This window comes from Nonomuraea sp. B12E4 (assembly GCF_039871825.1).
Taxonomy (GTDB): domain Bacteria; phylum Actinomycetota; class Actinomycetes; order Streptosporangiales; family Streptosporangiaceae; genus Nonomuraea.
In genome coordinates this window covers 120214-138131 of sequence record NZ_JBDPME010000025.1, presented here as the reverse complement: position 1 = coordinate 138131, position 17918 = coordinate 120214, and the positions used below count along the sequence as shown (strand labels likewise).

Annotated in this window: 19 protein-coding genes and 3 pseudogenes; 9 read left to right on the top strand and 13 right to left on the bottom strand. The window is 71.3% G+C overall.

Going from position 1 to position 17918, the window contains the following annotated elements:
* Both ABGB18_RS38450 and ABGB18_RS38445 read left to right on the top strand, forming a co-directional pair.
* Window positions 1-1658: glycoside hydrolase family 9 protein (locus ABGB18_RS38450; protein WP_347700595.1), on the top strand; the 1658-nt coding region annotated here is incomplete at its 5' end.
* On the top strand, window positions 1658-2269 hold the full coding sequence (locus tag ABGB18_RS38445) for a GNAT family N-acetyltransferase (RefSeq protein WP_347700594.1): 612 nt from the start codon (window positions 1658-1660) through the stop codon (window positions 2267-2269). The genes ABGB18_RS38450 and ABGB18_RS38445, both read left to right, overlap by 1 nt.
* Window positions 2270-2307: 38 nt before the next feature.
* Here the strand turns inward: ABGB18_RS38445 and ABGB18_RS38440 are convergent, their stop codons facing one another.
* The 5 genes and pseudogenes from ABGB18_RS38440 to ABGB18_RS38420 form a co-directional block, all read right to left on the bottom strand.
* Window positions 2308-3297, bottom strand: a complete 990-nt coding sequence (locus tag ABGB18_RS38440; protein ID WP_347700593.1) for an NAD-dependent epimerase/dehydratase family protein — start codon at window positions 3295-3297, stop codon at window positions 2308-2310.
* A gap of 4 nt (window positions 3298-3301) precedes the next feature.
* The gene (locus ABGB18_RS38435) at window positions 3302-3988 is read right to left on the bottom strand and encodes a glycosyltransferase family 2 protein (RefSeq protein WP_347700592.1); all 687 of its coding nucleotides are present in this window, start codon (window positions 3986-3988) and stop codon (window positions 3302-3304) included.
* Window positions 3989-4194: 206 nt separating this feature from the next.
* A pseudogene (locus ABGB18_RS38430) lies at window positions 4195-4324 on the bottom strand (IS5/IS1182 family transposase); the annotation flags it as partial.
* A 19-nt stretch (window positions 4325-4343) separates the two neighbouring features.
* Window positions 4344-4841, bottom strand: coding sequence for an aldo/keto reductase (locus ABGB18_RS38425; RefSeq protein WP_347700600.1), 498 nt, complete (start codon window positions 4839-4841; stop codon window positions 4344-4346).
* A 4-nt stretch (window positions 4842-4845) separates the two neighbouring features.
* Complete coding sequence (locus ABGB18_RS38420) at window positions 4846-5385, bottom strand: aldo/keto reductase (RefSeq protein WP_347700591.1); 540 nt, start codon at window positions 5383-5385, stop codon at window positions 4846-4848.
* A 60-nt stretch (window positions 5386-5445) separates the two neighbouring features.
* On the opposite strand from ABGB18_RS38420, the gene ABGB18_RS38415 reads away from it, so the two are divergent.
* The 4 genes from ABGB18_RS38415 (at window position 5446) to ABGB18_RS38400 (ending at window position 9275) form a co-directional block, all read left to right on the top strand.
* Window positions 5446-6030, top strand: a complete 585-nt coding sequence (locus ABGB18_RS38415; protein ID WP_347700590.1) for a helix-turn-helix domain-containing protein — start codon at window positions 5446-5448, stop codon at window positions 6028-6030.
* A gap of 216 nt (window positions 6031-6246) precedes the next feature.
* On the top strand, window positions 6247-6798 hold the full coding sequence (locus ABGB18_RS38410) for a hypothetical protein (RefSeq protein WP_347700589.1): 552 nt from the start codon (window positions 6247-6249) through the stop codon (window positions 6796-6798).
* Between the two features lie 338 nt (window positions 6799-7136).
* Window positions 7137-7835, top strand: coding sequence for a TetR/AcrR family transcriptional regulator C-terminal domain-containing protein (locus ABGB18_RS38405; RefSeq protein WP_347700588.1), 699 nt, complete (start codon window positions 7137-7139; stop codon window positions 7833-7835).
* 225 nt (window positions 7836-8060) lie between these two features.
* On the top strand, window positions 8061-9275 hold the full coding sequence (locus ABGB18_RS38400) for an SGNH/GDSL hydrolase family protein (protein WP_347700587.1): 1215 nt from the start codon (window positions 8061-8063) through the stop codon (window positions 9273-9275).
* 133 nt (window positions 9276-9408) lie between these two features.
* Here the strand turns inward: ABGB18_RS38400 and ABGB18_RS38395 are convergent, their stop codons facing one another.
* From ABGB18_RS38395 to ABGB18_RS38385, 3 genes and pseudogenes are all read right to left on the bottom strand, one after another.
* Entirely contained in the window at window positions 9409-10320 is a 912-nt protein-coding gene (locus ABGB18_RS38395) for a hypothetical protein (protein ID WP_347700586.1), read from the bottom strand.
* Window positions 10321-10430: 110 nt separating this feature from the next.
* Window positions 10431-10637: a hypothetical protein gene (locus tag ABGB18_RS38390; protein WP_347700601.1), complete on the bottom strand. Its 207-nt coding sequence runs from the start codon at window positions 10635-10637 to the stop codon at window positions 10431-10433.
* A gap of 73 nt (window positions 10638-10710) precedes the next feature.
* A pseudogene (locus tag ABGB18_RS38385) lies at window positions 10711-10788 on the bottom strand (precorrin-6A synthase (deacetylating)); the annotation flags it as partial.
* A gap of 63 nt (window positions 10789-10851) precedes the next feature.
* Between ABGB18_RS38385 and ABGB18_RS38380 the strand changes: the two are divergent.
* Window positions 10852-11238 (top strand): pyridoxamine 5'-phosphate oxidase family protein, encoded by a 387-nt coding sequence (locus ABGB18_RS38380; RefSeq protein ID WP_347700585.1) that lies wholly within the window; start codon window positions 10852-10854, stop codon window positions 11236-11238.
* A 244-nt stretch (window positions 11239-11482) separates the two neighbouring features.
* Here ABGB18_RS38380 and ABGB18_RS38375 read toward each other — a convergent pair.
* Window positions 11483-11680, bottom strand: a pseudogene (locus ABGB18_RS38375) (CbtA family protein); the annotation flags it as partial.
* A 211-nt stretch (window positions 11681-11891) separates the two neighbouring features.
* Between ABGB18_RS38375 and ABGB18_RS38370 the strand changes: the two are divergent.
* Window positions 11892-12173, top strand: a complete 282-nt coding sequence (locus ABGB18_RS38370; RefSeq protein ID WP_347700584.1) for an antitoxin — start codon at window positions 11892-11894, stop codon at window positions 12171-12173.
* Window positions 12174-12177: 4 nt separating this feature from the next.
* On the opposite strand, the gene ABGB18_RS38365 is transcribed toward ABGB18_RS38370, so the two are convergent.
* Together ABGB18_RS38365 and ABGB18_RS38360 are read right to left on the bottom strand one after the other, a co-directional pair.
* Complete coding sequence (locus ABGB18_RS38365) at window positions 12178-12978, bottom strand: MBL fold metallo-hydrolase (RefSeq protein WP_347700583.1); 801 nt, start codon at window positions 12976-12978, stop codon at window positions 12178-12180.
* Between the two features lie 16 nt (window positions 12979-12994).
* A complete protein-coding gene (locus ABGB18_RS38360; protein WP_347700599.1) occupies window positions 12995-14335 on the bottom strand; it encodes an MFS transporter in 1341 nt (446 codons plus the stop codon).
* Window positions 14336-14498: 163 nt separating this feature from the next.
* On the opposite strand from ABGB18_RS38360, the gene ABGB18_RS38355 reads away from it, so the two are divergent.
* On the top strand, window positions 14499-15986 hold the full coding sequence (locus ABGB18_RS38355) for a cobyric acid synthase (protein WP_347700582.1): 1488 nt from the start codon (window positions 14499-14501) through the stop codon (window positions 15984-15986).
* 9 nt (window positions 15987-15995) lie between these two features.
* Here the strand turns inward: ABGB18_RS38355 and ABGB18_RS38350 are convergent, their stop codons facing one another.
* Both ABGB18_RS38350 and ABGB18_RS38345 read right to left on the bottom strand, forming a co-directional pair.
* A complete protein-coding gene (locus ABGB18_RS38350) occupies window positions 15996-17006 on the bottom strand; it encodes a 1-acyl-sn-glycerol-3-phosphate acyltransferase (protein WP_347700581.1) in 1011 nt (336 codons plus the stop codon).
* Between the two features lie 26 nt (window positions 17007-17032).
* Complete coding sequence (locus ABGB18_RS38345; protein ID WP_347700580.1) at window positions 17033-17845, bottom strand: patatin-like phospholipase family protein; 813 nt, start codon at window positions 17843-17845, stop codon at window positions 17033-17035.
* Between the last annotated feature and the right edge of the window lie 73 nt (window positions 17846-17918).

The following is a 17918-nucleotide window of genomic DNA, read 5'->3' as shown; positions in this document are numbered from 1 at the left end:
CCGCTCGTCGGGAGCCCAACGGGACGGAGGCGGGGGGGGGGGCCCCCCCCCACGGCGCCAGGACCGAGCTGGCCGCCGGGCCGCTGCTGCGGGTGGACGGGTGGTCGCCCGGCCGGTTCGCCCGGGTGGACTTCGGGCACGTGCGCGCCGCGGGCGCGTACCGGGTGGAGGTCACCTGCGGCGACGTGACCGCCGCCTCGGCGCCGTTCGAGGTGGGCGAGCACCGGATCCACCACGCGACGCTGTCGGACGCGCTCTACTACTTCAAGGCGGTACGCTCCAGCGGCGAGATCGATCGCAAGGACCGGCACGCCCGGTTCCATCTCGACGACTCCGGTCGCACGGTGGACGCCAGCGGGGGCTGGCTGGACGCCTCGGGCGACCACAGCAAGTTCCTCAGCCACCTCAACTACACCCGGATGATGAACCCGCAGCAGACCCCGCTGTGCGCGTGGGCGTTCCTGGCCGCCCGCGACCACCTGCGCGCCCTGCACCCGGAGCTGTTCCGCGTGCTGGGCGCCCGCATGCGCGACGAGGGCCTGTACGGCGCCGACTTCCTGGTGCGCTTCCAGTCCGAGGAGGGCTACTTCTACACCGCCGTCTTCGACGCCCTCACCAAGGACCTCGGCGAACGCGTGATCAACGCGCCGCTGCAGGACAGCGTGCGCACCACCCGCTGGCAGGCCGCCTACCGGCAGGGCGGCGGCCTGGCCATCGCCGCGCTGGCCAGGGCGGCCACCCAGGACGACCACGGCGACTTCCGGCCCGAGGACTACTTCGCCGCCGCCCACCGCGGGTTCGCGCACCTGGAGCGGCACAACGCGGACTACCTCTACGACGGGCGGGAGTCGGTGATCGACGACTACTGCGCGCTGCTGGCCGCCGTCGAGCTGGCCGCCGCCGCCCGGCACGGCCACGACGACGCGCACCTGCCGGACTACGAGGCGGCGGCCGAGCGGCGGGCCGCCTCGCTGGCCGCCCGGTACACCGATTCCGGGCTGGGCTTCGGCTACCTGAGGGGCGACGTGGCGGGCCGCCCGTTCTTCCACGCGGCCGAGCCCGGGCTGCCCGCGGTGGCGCTCATGCGCTTCGCCGAGGCGCTGCCCGCCGCCCCGGGCGCCGGCCGGGCCCGCGACCTGGCCCTCACCCTGCTGCGGGACGCGGTCGCCCTGGCCGGCGAGGTGGACAACCCCTTCGGCTACCCCCGCCAGTACGTGCAGCCGCTCGGCGCGGAACCGCGTACGAGCTTCTTCTACCCGCACGACAACGAGACCGGCTACTGGTGGCAGGGCGAGAACGCGGGCATCAGCTCGACCGCCTACGCCGCGCTGCTCGCCGCCGGGTCGCCCGGCTGCCCGCCCGGTCTGCGCGAGCGGCTGCACGTGCTGGCTGAGGACCAGGTGCAGTGGATCACCGGGCTCAACCCGTTCGACGCGTCCATGATCCAGGGGCGGGGCCGGAACAACGTGGAGTACTCCACGGCCTTCCAGAACGTCCCCGGCGGCATCCTGAACGGGATCACCAGCGGCTTCGACGACGAGCACGACATCGCCTTCATGCCACCGGAACACCGGGCGAGCGGGGAGTCGTGGCGGTGGGCCGAGCAGTGGATCCCGCACACCGCGTGGTTCCTGCTGGCCGTGTCGGTGATGCGGTGATGGCGGAGATCCGGCCGTTCGAGCCGTACGACCTGCCCGGCATGTACCGCGTGTGCCTGGAGACGGGGGACTCCGGGCGGGACGCCACCCGGCTCTACCGGGATCCCGAGCTGCTCGCGCACATCTACGCCGGGCCGTACCCGCTGGCCGACCCCGGCCTCACCTGGGTCGCCTACGACGAGCGGGGCCTGCTGGGATACATCGTCGCCACCGCCGACACCGCCGCGTTCGAGCGGTGGCTGGAGGAGAGGTGGTGGCCCGGCCTGCGGGCCCGCTACCCCCGGCGACTGGCCGCCGACCCCGGCGACGGCACCCAGGACTGGCTGCGCGTCGCCCACCTCCACGACCCGCCGCGCACCCCGGCCGAGCTCCTCGGCGCCTACCCGGCGCACCTGCACATCGACCTGCTGCCCCGGGGGCAGGGCGCGGGTCTGGGCCGCCGCCTGATCACGACCCTGATCGGCGCCCTGCGTGCCCGCGGCGTGCCCGGCCTGCACCTGGGCGTCGGCAGCGGCAACCCGGGGGCGTTCGCGTTCTACCTGGCCACGGGGTTCCACGAAGAACGCCGCGCCCCCTGGGGCTCCACCATGACGATGGACCTGCGGGGCTGACCCACCGCCATCGCGTCAGGCCAGCGGGCGCCATCGCGTCAGGCCAGCGGGGCCGTGGCGAACTCCTTCATGCCCTCCTCGAAGCCGATCCGGGCGCGGAAGCCGAGCTCGGTGGTGGCCCGGTGCGGGGCGGCCACGATGTGGCGGACGTCGCCCAGCCGGTGCTCCCCGGTGGTGACCGGCTCCGGGCCGCCCCGCTGGGCCGCCAGCGCCGCGGCCAGCTCGCCCACGGAGTGCGGCTCGCCGCTGGCGACGTTGTAGGCGGTCAGGGTGCCCGGCTCGCCGCCGCCCAGAGCCGCCACGTTCGCCTCGGCGACGTCGCGTACGTGCACGAAGTCGCGCATCTGCCCGCCGTCCTCGAACACGCGCGGCGCCCGGCCGGCCTCCAGGGCAGAGCGGAAGATCGCCGCGACGCCCGAGTACGGGGTGTCACGCGGCATCCGGGGGCCGTACACGTTGTGGTAGCGCAGGGCGACGGCCGTGCCGCCGGTCTCGCGCGCCCAGTTGGCGGCCAGGTGCTCCTGCGCCAGCTTGGTGGTGGCGTAGGCGTTGCGCGGGTCCGGCGGCGCGTCCTCGTCGATGGTCGCGTGGGCCAGGCTGCTCCCGCACCGGGGACACGGGGGTTCGAAGGATCCGCGCGCCAGGTCGGCGGGGGAGCGGGGCCCCGGCCGCACCCGGCCGTGCCGCACGCAGTCGTAGGCACCCTCGCCGTAGACCACCATCGAGGAGGCCAGCACCAGCCGCCCGACACCGTGGGCGGCCATCGCGGCCAGCAGCACGGCCGTGCCGTACACGTTGACCGAGGCGTAGTCGGGCAGATCGGCCACGTCCACCCCGAGCCCGACCTTGGCCGCCTGGTGCACGACCGCGCCGGTGCCCGGCAACAGCCGCCCGAGCAGCGTGGCGTCACGCACGTCGTCCCCGTGACGCAGGTCAAGCGGGATCACCTGGTCACCACGCGCCTCCAGCGCGGCCACCACATGACGCCCGATGAAACCGGCCGACCCGGTCACCAGCACTTTCGTCATGACGTCATCCATCCCTCGTGGTTCCGGGTCTCGGGCGGGGCTCGTGGGCGGTCATGACGTGGCGCATGTCGCCGATCGCCCGCAGCGTGCCGCGTACCGTGCCGGTGACCTTCGACCTGCCCTTGCGGGGCAGGTAGTCCACCTCGGTCTCGTGGATGCGCCAGCCCGCCGCCGCGGCGCGCAGGACCATCTCCAGCGGGTAGCCGAAGCGCCGGTCGGCGAGCCCCAGCTCCAGCAGCGCGAGCCGCCCGCACGCCCGCATCGGTCCCAGGTCACGCAGCCGAACCCCGGTACGCCGGCGCAGCCTCCCCGCCAGCACCGCGTTGGCCAGCCGGGCATGCGCCGGCCACGACCCCGGCCGGGGCACGCGACGGCCGAGCACCAGGTCGGCCGCACCCGCCAGGACGGGCCCGCACACCCGGGGCGCCTGCGTGGGATCCAGGGACGCGTCGGAGTCCATGAAGCACACGACGTCCGAGGTCGCGGCCGCCAGCCCCGCATGGCAGGCGGCGCCGAACCCGGGCACCGGCTCGCCCACCACCTTCGCCCCCAGCCCGGCCGCGATCTCCGCGGAGCCGTCGGTGGAGCCGTTGTCGACCACGATCGGGCGGAAGCCGTCCGGCATGCGGCCCAGCACCCACGGCAGGGCCGCCGCCTCGTTGAGGCACGGCAGCACCACGTCGATCTCCATGCCGCCGACGCTAACGCGGCACCGGCGACCGGGCCCCGGCGCTGGGCCGCCGCCTTTCCGAGAAATGACCAGCTCAGATCCACCACGAGAACGTGGCGGCGGCCGGGCCGATGAGCGAGAGCGCCCTCCCGGCTGTACCGGCTCCCCGTGGTACTCGCCGGAAATCGGGCGGATATGACCTCAGCGGGCGTGCATTGTCATGACGGCATCCGGTCCTCGACGCGGCGGCGGTGGCAGCCCAGAGGATGAGCGGGATCATAGATCGGTCGCTTGAACAGCAGCGCCTCGAATCTGGAGCCACAGGGGTTTGGCAAGCCATGTAGGAAGCACAGGCACTGACGATCGCCCGCTCATATCATGCTGGTGACATGCCATTGACTGGATCGTTGGACGGAGAGGAAATCTCGTCGAGGCGACGGGCCAGTTCGGCGGGCAGCTTCAACTCGAGTGCTTCCAGATTCTCCTCAAGGTGCCTGAGGGTGCGCGGTCCCAAGATGACTGAGGTAACTCCTGGTCGGCCACTCAGCCACGCCAGTGCGACGGCTGGTGTCGTCGTGCCAAGATCGGCGGCTACTCGGCGGGCCTCCTCGACGATGCGAAGATTGCGCTCCGTGAGAAGGTCTTGCGCCCATTTGTTGGCCATCGGAACCGGGGACGCCAGAAGCCGGCCCAGTCGGCTGTCTGGTTGCATGTCGGCCGGCTTGTAGCGGCCGGTGAGCAGGCCGGAACCGAGCGGGCTCCACGTCATCACTCCCAGGCCATGGCGCGCACACGTGGGCAGAATCTCCGCTTCGATGGTCCTGGCGAGTAGCGAGTATTGAGGCTGCAAGCAGACGAAAGGGGTGCCGCCGATCTGGTCACGCCCATTGCGCCTCGACGATCTGCGCTGCGGTGAAGTTGGAGCAACCCAGATAGCGGACTTTCCCCGAGCGTACGAAGCTGTCCAAGGTCGCCATGGTCTCTTCGATCGGAGTGTTCGGATCCCATTGGTGGCAGTAATAGATGTCGATGTAGTCGGTACCCAGGCGGCGCAGGCTGGCTTCCAGCGCCCGGGTCAGGTGCGCACGTGACAGGCCCCGGTTGTTGGGACCGTCCTGTTGTGGCATGAACGCCTTGGTGGAGATCACCACCGAGTCTCGCTTGGCACGCACCGCACGGCCGACGATCTCCTCCGACTCGCCGCCGGTGTACGCGTCAGCCGTGTCGATCACGTTGTTGCCCGCGTCGAGAAAGGTGTCGATGATTCGCCGCGCTTCGGCCTCGTCGCAGCTGGCGAAGGAGGACGTCTCGCCAAAGTTCATCGCTCCCAGGCTGGCCCGGGAGACTTTCAGGCCGGAGTGGCCCAGGTTGAGGTAGGGCACGGTGAAGCCTCTCGTCGAGATAGAGTCGGAATTCATATTCCGGTTACATGATGCGGAATGATCATTCCGTATGTCAACCGTGACGGAGGGCCCTCTGTGACAGCCGATCGACCGTCGGGCAGGCGACTGCGTGCCGACGCCCAGCGCAACCTGGCGCTTGTGCTGGATGCCGCCGAATCTGTCTTCGCGGTCCACGGCGTGGCGGCGCCGATGGAGGACATCGCCAAGGCCGCCGGTGTCGGGGTCGGAACCGTGTACCGGCATTTCCCGAGCAAGGAAGCTCTGTTCGAAGCCATCGTCGTTGCGCGCATGGGGCGTTTGGTCGACAGGGCACGGGCCCTATCCGCGGCCGGTCACCCTGACTCCGCGCTGCTGGAGGTCATCGACAGTGTGGTCGCGGATGCGACCGTGAAGAAGCACTTCGGCGATGCGTTGCTGGCGGTCGGGATCGACCTGAAATCCTCCGGAAGGATGGCGGCGGCGGCGGAGAGTCTGCGCGCCGCACTTTCTGAACTGCTGATCGCGGCTCAGCGGGTAAAGGTCGTGCGCGAGGACATCGACATCATCGAGTTGCTCGCGGTGCTCTACGGGCTCTGCTCGGCAGCAGAGCACTATGGCTGGGATGCTGCGCGTCGAAAGCGGGCCTTGACCCTTGCCTTCGATGGCTTGCGCCCACGATGATCGCAGCCCGACGTGGGGCGTACAGGATGAGGTCGCCCTTGGCGATGGTGACCCCTTCGCCGAGGGTGATGTCGGCGGTGGCGTAGCGCAGGGGCAGGTGCATGACCGGGGGATCCCGGCGCAGGCTCTCCTCGATGACGTCGCTCCAGCGCCCGGGCGCGCCGAGGACGGCGGCGCGCTGGTCCCGATGAGCTCGTGCATCGCCGCGTACATGTCATGCTGCACCCGCGCGGCCTGCTCGGCGGTGAGGCTGGTGTCCAGCACCAGGTCGATGGCGCCCAGCATCGCGCGCCGTTGCTCGTCCGGCACGCCGAACAGGTCGCAGATGGCCCGGCTGGGGATCGGATAGGCGAAGCGGGCGCGCAGGTCCACCGGCTGCCCGGGAGGGGCGGTGGCGAGGTCGTCGAGCAGGTCCGTGACGATCCGCTCTATGGCGGGCCGCATGGACTCGATGCGGCGGGCGGTGAAGGCCCGGCCGGCCAGGTCCTTCAGCCGCCTGTGGTCGGCGCCGTCGGCGGTGAGCATGCTGACGACGTCGACCCAGGCGGTCGGCCAGGCGATGGCGAAGGGCCGGTAGCCGGGCCGGGACCTGCGGGCGTCCTTGGACGCGCCGGGGTGGCCCAGCAGGAGTTTGACCACGTCGCCGCGACTGACCGACCAGGCGACGAGGTCACCCGGCAGGCGTACGAGGGCGGCCGGTCCGGCCGCGCGCAACCGGTCGGCCTGCTCGTAGAGGAGGGCGCCGGTGGTGTCGAGAATCGTCGGTGAGTCGGTCACGGGGACCTCCCGCGGGCACCTTCGAACGGCCGGTGTTAGGTGATGTATCCCGCTGGGTGAGAGAGAACTGTTGCGCGACGAGTTTTTTGTCAGTGGCCGCGACAAGTTGATGACAGTGGCTCCCGTCAAGTTTTGTCAGTCGTACGGGCTGGGGTCCAGCTGTCGCCGCCGCCCGCGTCCGCTGTTGACGTCACGAAGATGACTCCCTCATGAGCAGGGACGCCGTGTTCGCCGACCGGGTTTGGTGCAGCGCGCCAAGATGGACGCCACCGCCAGTTGGCACACCGATCCAAATTGGAACGCCGCACCAAATATGCCACCATGAACGTATGGCAACGCGAGCACGCCGGCCTGAGCGGCGTAATCAGGTGCTGTCCCGGGAGCGGATCATCGAGTCCGCCATCGAGCTGCTCGATGCGGGCGGCGAGGGCGCGCTGACCGTCCGGGCGCTGAGTGAGCGCCTGTCCACCGGGTCCGGTGCGATCTCGTATCACGTGGGCAAGCGGGACGATCTCCTGGACACGGTGACCGAGACGGTCGTCACGGCCGCTCTGGCGACGGAGCCCGCCCGGGCGGGAGCAGCGCCGGCGGACGAGATCCGCGTCGTCGCACTGGCCTTGTTCGATGCGATCGCGGAGCACCCGTGGCTCGCCACGCGGCTGACGCTCCAGGTCATCCGCAACCCGGTGGGCCCGGTGACGGTAGGGATCTTCGAGCGGATCGGCCGGCAGGTGGGTGCCTTGGGCGTGCCGCAAGCTCGCTGGTTCGACGCGGCCTCCACGCTCGTGCACTACATCCTCGGGGCGGTCAGCCAGAACGCCCGCATCGAGGGCGACACCTCAGGCGTCGACCCCGATGCGGACCGCGACGAGTTCTTCGACGCGGCCTCGGCGGCGTGGCAGGGACTCAACCCCGAGGACTACCCGTTCATGCACGCCATCGTCGGCCAGATGAGAGAGCACGACGACCGCGAGCAGTTCCTCACCGGCATCGCCGTCGTCCTCGACGGCCTCACCCGCCTGCACTGACCCGCCCCGCCGGATCCGGCCGGAGCAGGACCACGTATTGGTTTCAGGGGGAAACTCACATGCACCACGTAGCAATCGCAGGTGCCGGCCCGGTCGCGACGCGTTCGAACAGGCCGCCGCCCGGTGGTTCGCCACTCCCGAAAACAAGAGGCACTGGCCGGTCCTGGCAGGCCGCGGGATGCGCCATACCCGAAACAGCCAACCGACAACCGAAGGACAACGAGCATGAACAGCGCCATCAATACCCCCTCCGGCCTGGAAGGTAGCGACCCGAACGCAGTCGCATGGGTTCGCACCTGGGGCGCCTCCCCCCAGGCGCCGAACAACTCCGTCAGCTTCATCGAACCTTTTGAGAACGCGACGCTGCGGCAAATCGTCCGCGTCAGCGGCGGCGGACGCCGCGTACGCATCCGCATCAGCAACGAGTACGGAACCGCACCGTTGGCCATCGGCGCCGTCCGCGTGGCCATCGCGGAGACCGACGGCGGGGTTCAGGGTGGAAGCGGCCATGCGATGACCTTCGGCGGCCAGCCGACCGCCACCGTCCCGGCGGGCGCGCCGATCCTCAGCGACCCAATCGACCTGCCCGCCGCCGCGTTGTCGCGGCTGGCCATCAGCCTCTACCTGCCCGGACGAGTCGACACCCCAACCTGTCACGGGACCTTCCACACGCTCGGCTGGTGCATCCCCGGCGACGCGACCGCTCTTGCGTCGCTCCCCACGGACGCCACCCCCTTGCCGGCACAAGCCCTGATCTCAGCCGTGGAAGTGCAGCCCGACACACCGACCAAGGCCATCGCCGTGATCGGCGACTCCCGCGTCGATGGCATCGGCTCCACCCCCGGCACCGACCGGCGCTGGACCGACCTGCTCGCCGAGCGTCTGGCAGCCCGCAACGGACAGACACGCTGCGTGATCAACCAGGGCATCAGCGGCAACCGCATGCTCACCGATGGCATCGGCACCGCCGCCCTCGCCCGCTTCGACCGCGACGTCCTCGCCACGCCGGGCCTCGGCCACGTGGTGATCGCTGTAGGCAACGACCTGATCTTCTCCTTCGCTCCGCGCACCGCGGAGACCGCCGGATTCCTCTCGATGTTCCCCGGCGAGCCCGTAGGCGTGGACGACGTCATCGCCGCTCACCTCCAGTTGGCGGCACGAGCCCGGGCGCACGGCGCGAAGGCGTATGCGGCGACCATCGCCCCCTACGGTGGCTCGGAAATGTACACACCCGAGGGCGACAAGGCGCGTGAGCAGGTCAACGCGTGGATCCGCACGAGCGGTGCCTTTGACGGAGTGCTCGACTTCGATGCCGTCTGGCGTGACCCCGCCGATCCCAGCCGCATCCGCAGTGGCCTGCACATGGGCGACAACCTCCACGGCAGCGACTCGGGCTATGCCGCCCTCGCGGAATCCATCGACCTTTCTCTCTTCGGCTGATCCCTGATCGAGGCGGCCTCTGACGGCCCTTCGTGGGAGGAAGATCGGTGTTCGGCGCGTGCGGTCACCGCACGCGCCGAACGCCACGGCAGCAGAACCTCGTCGCTCAACAAGAACCGGCCGGTGTTCCGTCTCAGTCGTGGGAACCGGCCGGCGTTTCGTCCCGGTTGTCCATGACGCCGTAGGAGGTGGCGCGGAACAGGAAGGAGGCCCAGGAGCGGTAGGGACGCCAGGTCTCGGCCAGCCTGCGGTAGGCGGCCGGGGGCGCATCCTCCGCCAGCTCGTACGCCTCGCGCAGGATCGCGAACAGCCGAGGCTCGTCACCCGGGAACGCGTCCGGCGCGCCCGCGCCCCGGATCAGGATCAAACCCGCCGAGAACGGCCCCACCCCGGGCAGGGCCCGCAGTTCGGCCAGGGCTTCCTCGGGGGCGAGCGAGCGCAGGTGCTCGGTGGTGAGCACGCCGTCCAGCGCCGCGCGGGCCAGCCCGCGCAGCCACTCCTCCTTCTGCGCGGGCAGGCCGAGCCCACCGGCGTCCACCAGGGTCACGGGCGGCGGGAAGGCCGCGTACGCCCGCCCGTCCATCTCGACCTCCGCGCCGAACCGCTCCGCGATGCGCTGCTTGATGCGGGCGGCGGCGAGCATCGAGGAACGCTGCACGATCACCGCCCAGCAGGCCGCCTCCCACGGGCTCCAGAAGCACACCGGCCGCAGGCCGGGACGGAGCCGCTGCAGGTCATCGAGCACCGGGTCGGCCGCGCCGAGCTTGGCGAAGCCGGCGCCGTCCACGTCGAGGGACAGGATGCGCGCCACCTCGCCCCGGATCCCCGGCCCGGGGGCCCGCGTCGTGGCCACGGCGACCCCGCCGGGCGCGGCCGTCACGGTCACGCCGATCGGCCGCCAGTCGGACTCCGCGCAGTACGCGAAACGCAGCGCCCGCCCGTCGGAGGGCAGCGCGCTGGTGGCGGGCCAGTCCTCGACGAAGCGCAACGAGGCCCCGAAGTCGAACGGTCCGTCGGCGGTGAGCGTGAATCCGTGCGTGGTCATGGCCGTATGTTAGGAGGCCGCGCCGACACCCTGACGTGCCGTGTCCTCGTCGGCCGGTTGAGGATCGCGCGCCGCCGGCACGGAGTTCCTCGCTGGGACGGACGCCTGCCTCATTGATCGGCAGATGGGCGGCGCAGCAGGTAGGTGTCCATGATCCAGCCCCTGCGGGCGCGGGCCTCGGCGCGGAGTTCGCGGATGCGGTCGCCGACCTCGGCCACCGGTCCGGACACCAGGATCTCGTCCGGCGTTCCCAGGTAGGCGCCCCAGTAGATGTGGAAGTCGCCGAGGCCGGCCAAAGAGCAGTGGGCATCCAGCATGACGACCACGCCGGAGCTGGACCAGATCCTCTTTGACCTCGCCCTTGCCGACGATGAAGAACACGTCGGTCGCCGCGATGGCCTTGACCGCCTGAAGGGTGAGATGGTCGGGATCGCCCGCGCCGATGCCGATGACGAGTAGCCGTTTCACCCATAAGAGTGGGCCAGAGCGGGAGATATACGATATCGCTCGCAAAACACCCCGAGGAGGACCGTGAACCTGGTCGAGCAGGGCGAAGCCTTCGCCGCCTTCTGGCAGGAGCGTCACCTGTGCACGCTCTCGACCGCACGTCCCGACGGTCCGCCGCACGTCGTGCCGGTGGGGGCGACCCTGGACCTGGCCGGCGGCATCGCCCGCGTGATCACCTCCGGGTCCTCGTACAAGGCCCGGCTCATCGGCCCGTCCGGCGCGCCGGTCGCGCTCTGCCAGGTGGACGGCCGCCGCTGGTCCACCCTGGAGGGACGGGCCGTGGTGCGGGCCGAGCCCGAGCAGGTGGCCGACGCCGAGCACCGCTACGCCACCCGCTACAAGCCGCCCCGGCCCAACCCGTCACGGGTCGTCCTGGAGATCCACGTGACCCGCGTGCTGGGCAACGTGTGATCACCGTCGGCATCGGCGCGGGCGGCTGAACCGGGCCGGCCGCCGAGGCCAGGCTCGCCGGGTCGGCGTCCTCGTCGGCGGGAAAGCGGGCGGCCCGCATCCCCGGCGTCGTGGCGTGCCGGACGAACAGCACCCACCAAACCGGCACGGGAACGGCCGCCGTACGCCGTGCCGCCCGGTCGCTCACCCAGCCGAACAGCACGCCGAACGCCGTCCAGAAGACGAGTTGCGTGCCGATCGAGGCGAGCCTGAACTCCCACAGGAGCGTGGCGGGGAACCCCTCCGGCACCTCGTTGACCGCCGTCAGCAGCAGCCACGCGGCCACCACCGGGACGAGGAAGGCGGCCGCCGCCGCGAGCCATCGGGCCCACGGGGCGCCGGAGACGTGGCGGGCCGTCGCCACCGCGATCGCCGTCGGGGCCAGCCCGACGAGGATCATCACCACGTAGAGCCAGGTACGGCTGCTGATCGTTTCAGGGTCTCCCACCGCGGGCGGGTTGGCGCGCGAAGGGCGTGGAGTTCCACCTGGCGGACACGCGGGCCGCCGTCGAGCGCTACAACGCGCTGACCGGCACCGCCGCCGTCGGCGGGCTGTTCCACTCGACCTGCTGAGGGTAGGGCCCCGTTCGTAGTCCGAAGAACGGGGAATGCTCATGGGCCGTATCGGGGAATGGCTGAAGAAGGCGGAAAGCCTGGCCAGGGGCCACTCCAAACAGGCCGACCAGTTGCTGGACCGGGCCGAGCAGACGGCCAAGGAACGCACCGGGCACAAGTACGACGACCAGATCGAGAAGGGCGTGGACGCCGTGCAGCGCCGCTACGGCGGCGGCGAGGCCCAGCCCGGCACCCAGCCCGGCAGCCAGACCAGACAGGAGCCCGGCACCCAGGCCGGACAGGAGCCGCCGCAGGAGCGCCGCGAGCCGCCGCCGGCCTGAGCGCTCAGCCGGCTTCGGTGAAGGACAGATAACGATCGGCCGAGCGGCGGACGGCCGCCGCGCCGTCCGTGTGGACGATGCGTTTCCACCAGCCGCCGTAGACCCGATCGAACGCGAAGGGCTCCATCAGGGACAGGGCACGCCGTACGACCTGCGGCCGTTCCGGGATGAAGTTGGGATAGCTGTACATGAAGCTCACCCAACGGCGGTCCTGGACGACGGTGAAGATGTCACCCGAGAACAGGGCACCTTCGCCGCGTGAGGAGTGCAGCACCTGCCCGCCCTCGAAGTGCACGCCGGCGTTGATCAGCGTGAGGTCCTCGGTGAGCTGGTGGGTCTCGCCCTCCCAGAACACCACCGCGTCGTCCGGCCTGGCCACCCACTGCCGGTCGGCGGCGTGGATGTAGACGGGGGCGTCGAAGGCGTGCGCCCACTCGATCATGGAGCCGTAGAAGTGGGGGTGGCTGACGGCGATGGCCGTCAGCCCACCCAGCTCCTTGACCTGGTCGATCAGGTCGTCGTCGAGGTAGGTGACCATGTCCCAGAGCACGTTGCCGGCCGGCGTGCGGACGAGCAGGGCGCGCTGGCCGATGGCCGTGGGCGGGGCGGTGCCGATGCCCACCACGTCCGGCCCCTCCTCCGCCACCCGTCCCTGATATCCCTCGGCCGCCAGCTCGGACATGGTGGTCCACTGCTGGCCGTCCCAGCCGACGTATTGCCGTTCGTCCTCGCAGATCGGGCAGTCGGGGCGGGGCTCGGCGTACTGGACTCCGCAGGTGCGGCAGATGGGCAGATCGGCAGGCATGGCGCCAGCATACGCATCAGCCGCGCGCGTCCTCCATGACCCTGAGCGCATCGCGTTCGAACGAGGCCCGGGCGCCGAGCGTGACCAGGCCGCCGAGCACCATCGGGACCACGAGGACGGCCATGCCCGTCAGCAGCGAGCCGAACTGGTCCGACGCGATGCCCACGACCAGCGAGCCGAACGCGCCGCCCGCCGTGATGAGCAGTTGCAGCACGGCGAAGCCGAGGCCGCGAACGGCGGCCGGCAGGACGTCCGCCAGGGAGGCCGTCATGTTGGGGATCGCGATGGACATCAGCGAGCAGGAGAGCAGCACCAGGACGGTCAGGCCGCCGACGGAGTCCATGGCGAACGCGCCGGCCAGCACCACCGAGCCCGCCGTGATGCCGCTGCCGCCGGCGAGCAGGCGGCCGCCCTTGCGGGTGCCGTGCAGCTTCCGGCCCAGCCACGAGCCGACCAGGGTGCCGGTGAGCGTGCCCGCGACGGTGATCAGGCCGCTCAGCGAGCCGGCCGTGCCCACGCTGACGCCGTAGTCGCGCACCATGAGCGTGGGCAGCCAGTAGAAGATCCCGGCCAGGCCGAGGGTGAGGAAGGACAGGCCCACGCAGACGAAGACGAGCGAGGGGATCGACAGGATCTGCCGGAACTGCCGCCAGAACGGCGCCTTGGGCCCGGTGGCCGGCCCGGCGGCGGTGGCAGTGGCGGCCTGTCCGGTGGCGGTGGAGGCGGCGGCGGGATCCGTGCCGCCGGCCACCAGCCGGTCCAGCTCGCCGCGCCGCGGCTCGCGCAGGAACCAGACCAGCAGCGCCGTCAGCAGCCCGGGAACGACCATGATCAGGAACGCCGTACGCCACGAGAACGCCTCGGCCAGCACCCCGCCGAGCAGCGTCCCGACCCCGCCGAGATACGTGGTGACGCGCGTGAGCCCGTACGCCTTGGCCCGGCTGACCGGCGGGTAGTAGTCGGCGAGCAGGCTGCCCGCCGCGGGGTTGTCGATGTTCTCGGCCGCGGCCAGCAGCACGCGCATCAGGTAGAACATCACGAAGCCGGTGGCCAGGCCCGAGCCGAGCGTGGCGATCGCCCAGCAGAAGACCACGACCGTGATGATCCGGGTGCGGCTGAACCGGTCGGCGAGAAAGCCCGCGGGCAGCGCCACGACGGCGGCGGCCAGCGCGGACGCCGTCGGGATCGAGCCGGCCGCGGTGTCGCTGAAGCCCCATTCCCGCTGGACGTCCGGGAGCACTCCGGACAGCAGATTGTGCTCGACCCGGTCCACGAGCCCGACGATGAAGAGCACGACCAGGGGCGCCCAGCCGAATGGCGCGCGCGTCCGCCCGTCGATCGCGCCGGCGCGTGGCATACCCAACGTCCCGACCATGTCCACCCTTTCATAGGTGACTCTAGAATCACGTTCTAGGGCAACGTTCTAGCCAGAGTGACAGAAGTCACAGCGTTCGTAAATGGGCGCTTACACCGAAATTTCATGAAGATGCGGCTCTCATCCGCTCCGGTACGGTGATCGCATGGTCAAGGGGGCATTGCTGGTCGCGGGCACCACGTCCGACGCGGGTAAAAGTGTGGTCACCGCCGGCATCTGCCGCTGGCTGGCCCGGCAGGGCGTCCGCGTGGCCCCCTTCAAGGCGCAGAACATGTCGCTCAACTCCTACGTCACCGCGGAGGGCGCCGAGATCGGCCGGGCCCAGGCCACGCAGGCCCAGGCCGCCTACCTGGAGCCGGTCGCCGACATGAACCCGATCCTGCTGAAGCCGGGCAGCGACCGCCGCAGCCAGGTCGTCCTCATGGGCGAGCCGGTGGCGGACGTGGACGCGATGGAGTACGGCGACCTCAAGGACCTGCTGCGCACCACGGCGCTGGAGGCGCTGGGCCGGCTCAGGGAGCGGTACGACGTGGTGGTGTGCGAGGGCGCCGGCAGCCCGGCGGAGATCAACCTGCGCCGCGGCGACATCGCCAACATGGGCCTAGCCCGGGCCGCCGGCCTGCCGGTGATCGTGGTCGGGGACATCGACCGGGGCGGGGTGTTCGCCGCGTTCTACGGCACGGTGGGCCTGCTGGACGCCGCCGACCAAGCCCATATTTCCGGATTCGTCATCAACAAGTTCCGCGGCGCCCCGGAGCTGCTCCAGCCGGGCCTCGACATGCTCAGGCGGCTGACCGGGCGCGAGGTCTACGGCGTGCTCCCATGGCTCGACGGGCTCTGGCTGGACGTCGAGGACTCCCTCGCCCTGGACAACCGCAGGGTCGCGACGCGCGGGCCGCACGGCAGGCAGACCCTGCGGGTGGCGGTCGTCCGGCTGCCGCGCATCTCCAACTTCACCGACCTGGACGCGCTGGCCGCCGAGCCGGGCGTGGTGGTGCGCTTCGTGACCGACCCGGTCGAGCTCGACGACGCCGACCTGGTGGTGCTGCCGGGCTCCCGGGCGACGGTCGACGACCTGGCGTGGCTGCGGAAGAGAGGGCTGGCGGCGGCCCTCCAGGACCGGCAGGGGCCGGTGCTGGGCATCTGCGGCGGGTTCCAGATGCTCGGGCGGGAGATCGTGGACCACGTCGAGTCGGGGGCGGGCAGGGTCGAGGGGCTGAGGAGGCTGCCGGCGCGGGTCGAGTTCGCCCCGGACAAGAGGCTCGGCCGGCCCGAAGGCACCGCCTACGGGCAGCCGGTGCGGGCTTACGAGATCCACCACGGCCGGGCGACGGTGGAAGGGGGCGAGCCCTTCCTGGACGGCTGCCGGGTGGCGAACACCTGGGGTACCACCTGGCACGGCGTCCTGGAGAACGACGGCTTCCGCCGGGCCTTCCTGGCCGACGTGGCCGAGCGGGCCGGGCGGGACTTCGTACCGGCTCCCAGGACGGACTTCGCCAGGCTCAGGGAGGAGCGGCTGGACGCGCTCGGCGACCTGGTCGAGCGGCACCTCGACACGGACGCCCTGCTCCGGCTCATCGAGCACGGCCCGCCGGAGCTCCCCTTCCTGCCGCCGGGCGCGCCGGCAGATTAGCCGCGCCGGTCAGCGGCAGGTGCGGGCCAGGCGCTGGGCGCTGATCCAGGCGTCGATCTGCTCCCAATGGTCATACAGCCAGCGGACCCGCTCCTCGCGCCCGTCGGGCACCTCCTCGGCCGGCACGCGCCACCACTTGGCGGTGATGTGCGCGCTGAAGGGCAGTCTGCGCCAGACGTCCCCGAGCGTGATGAGCTCGTCGAGCCCCGTGTGCGCGACGAAGATGACGTCCGCCGTCGGGCACGCCTCGATGGCCGTGATCGCGCCGTTCGGGCGGGGCGGCAGCAGGTGGTCCATGCCGCGCGCCCGCTCCGCCTCCTCGGCCAGCCCCTTCTCCTCCAGCCGCCGGATGGCCAGCCGGCGGCGGCGCGGAGTGAAGTTCCCGCCCTCCGGGAAGATCACCAGGGCGTCCTGGTCCTCCATCGTCGCGGCCAGGCGGCGGATCTCCTCGACCACGCGCCGGTGACCTGACCTGCGCGGGACGAACGCGTTCGGCAGCCGGTTGATCACCACGTCCAGCGACGGGTCGTACTGCAGCGCGGCCTTCATGACGATCCGGGGCCGCCGCCGGTAGATCGTCAGGAGGAGGTAGATCAGCAGGAAGGAGTCGCCGGGCCCCGCGTGCCGCGACAGCACGATCACCGGCCGGGTCAGCCGCGCGGCCAGCTCCTCCCGGGTCGGCTCCGGCTCCTCGACGTCCACGGTCAGCCGGAAGATCCGCACCGCGGCGGCGTACACCTTCGACAGGAACCACCTGATCAGCGCGTAGTGCCGCTCCTGACGACGGGCCCCGCCCGCCACCCACAACCACAGGCAGGCGATCAGCACGGCCGACTCCAGCGTCAGCCACGCCACCCCGAACCAGACGAACCTCAGCCCGCGGCGCTGCGGCGGCGGCAGGCGCAGCGAGGCCGCGGCCGTCACGACGAGCCAGAACGGCAGCGTCACCAGCGTGCACACGGTCACGACGATGACGAGCGGCGCCAGCACCAGCCGGCGCAGGATTCGTGGCGGGAGCAATCTCGCCTCCCCGAAAGGTCAGGATCTCATCCTCCTCCTGTCCGCAGATAGCGGGAAGAGGCCTCGTAAGCCCGGTCGATGTACCGGGAGATCTGCGAGAGGTCGCGGTAGCGCAGCGGCGAGAGCGGCTCGGTGACTCCGGCGGGCAGCACGTGCACCTCCACGCCGGGTGGCAGCGAGGCCAGGTCCTCGGCGAAACGGTGCCGGCGCGCGATCTCGAAGGCCACCATGCCCACCTCCCAGAACCGCCGGGGCGGCGTCAGCGGCCGCTCGATCCGCCCGACGTGCAGCACGTAGACGCGCCGGGCGCCGAGTTGCACGGCCCGCCCGACGGGGATGCTGTGCACCAGCCCGCCGTCGAAGAAATGCTCGCCGCCGATCACCACGGGCGGCAGCAGCCCGGGCACCGCGCACGAGGCCAGCACCGCCTCGACCAGCGGCCCGCTGGTGAACCAGTGCGCAGCCGCGCGCTCCACCGAGGCCGCCACGCACTGGAACGGGACGTCCAGCTCCTCGATCCGGGGGACACCCACGGTCTCGCTCAGGACCTCGCGCAGCGGCCCGATCGGGTGCAGGTGGGTGCCCGTCCTGGCCAGGGTGGAAAGCCGGGCCACCCACGAGCCGGTGAACGCCGTGCGCACGACGTCGGACCGCCACAGGGACGTCAGCCGGGTGACCGCCTCGGCGGGGGCGGCGGCGATGACCGCCCCGTTCAGCGCCCCGACGGACGTGCCGACCACGAGGTCGGGCCCGATGCCCGCCTCGTCGAGGGCCTGCAGCATGCCCACCTCGTGCGCGCCGAGCACACCGCCGCCCCCGAGCACGAACGCCGTTTCCACACCTCCACCCTCTCGTTGCCGCGCCCCGGAAGCAAAACCATCGGCAGCCTGCCGGACCCTTCCAGTGACGCCG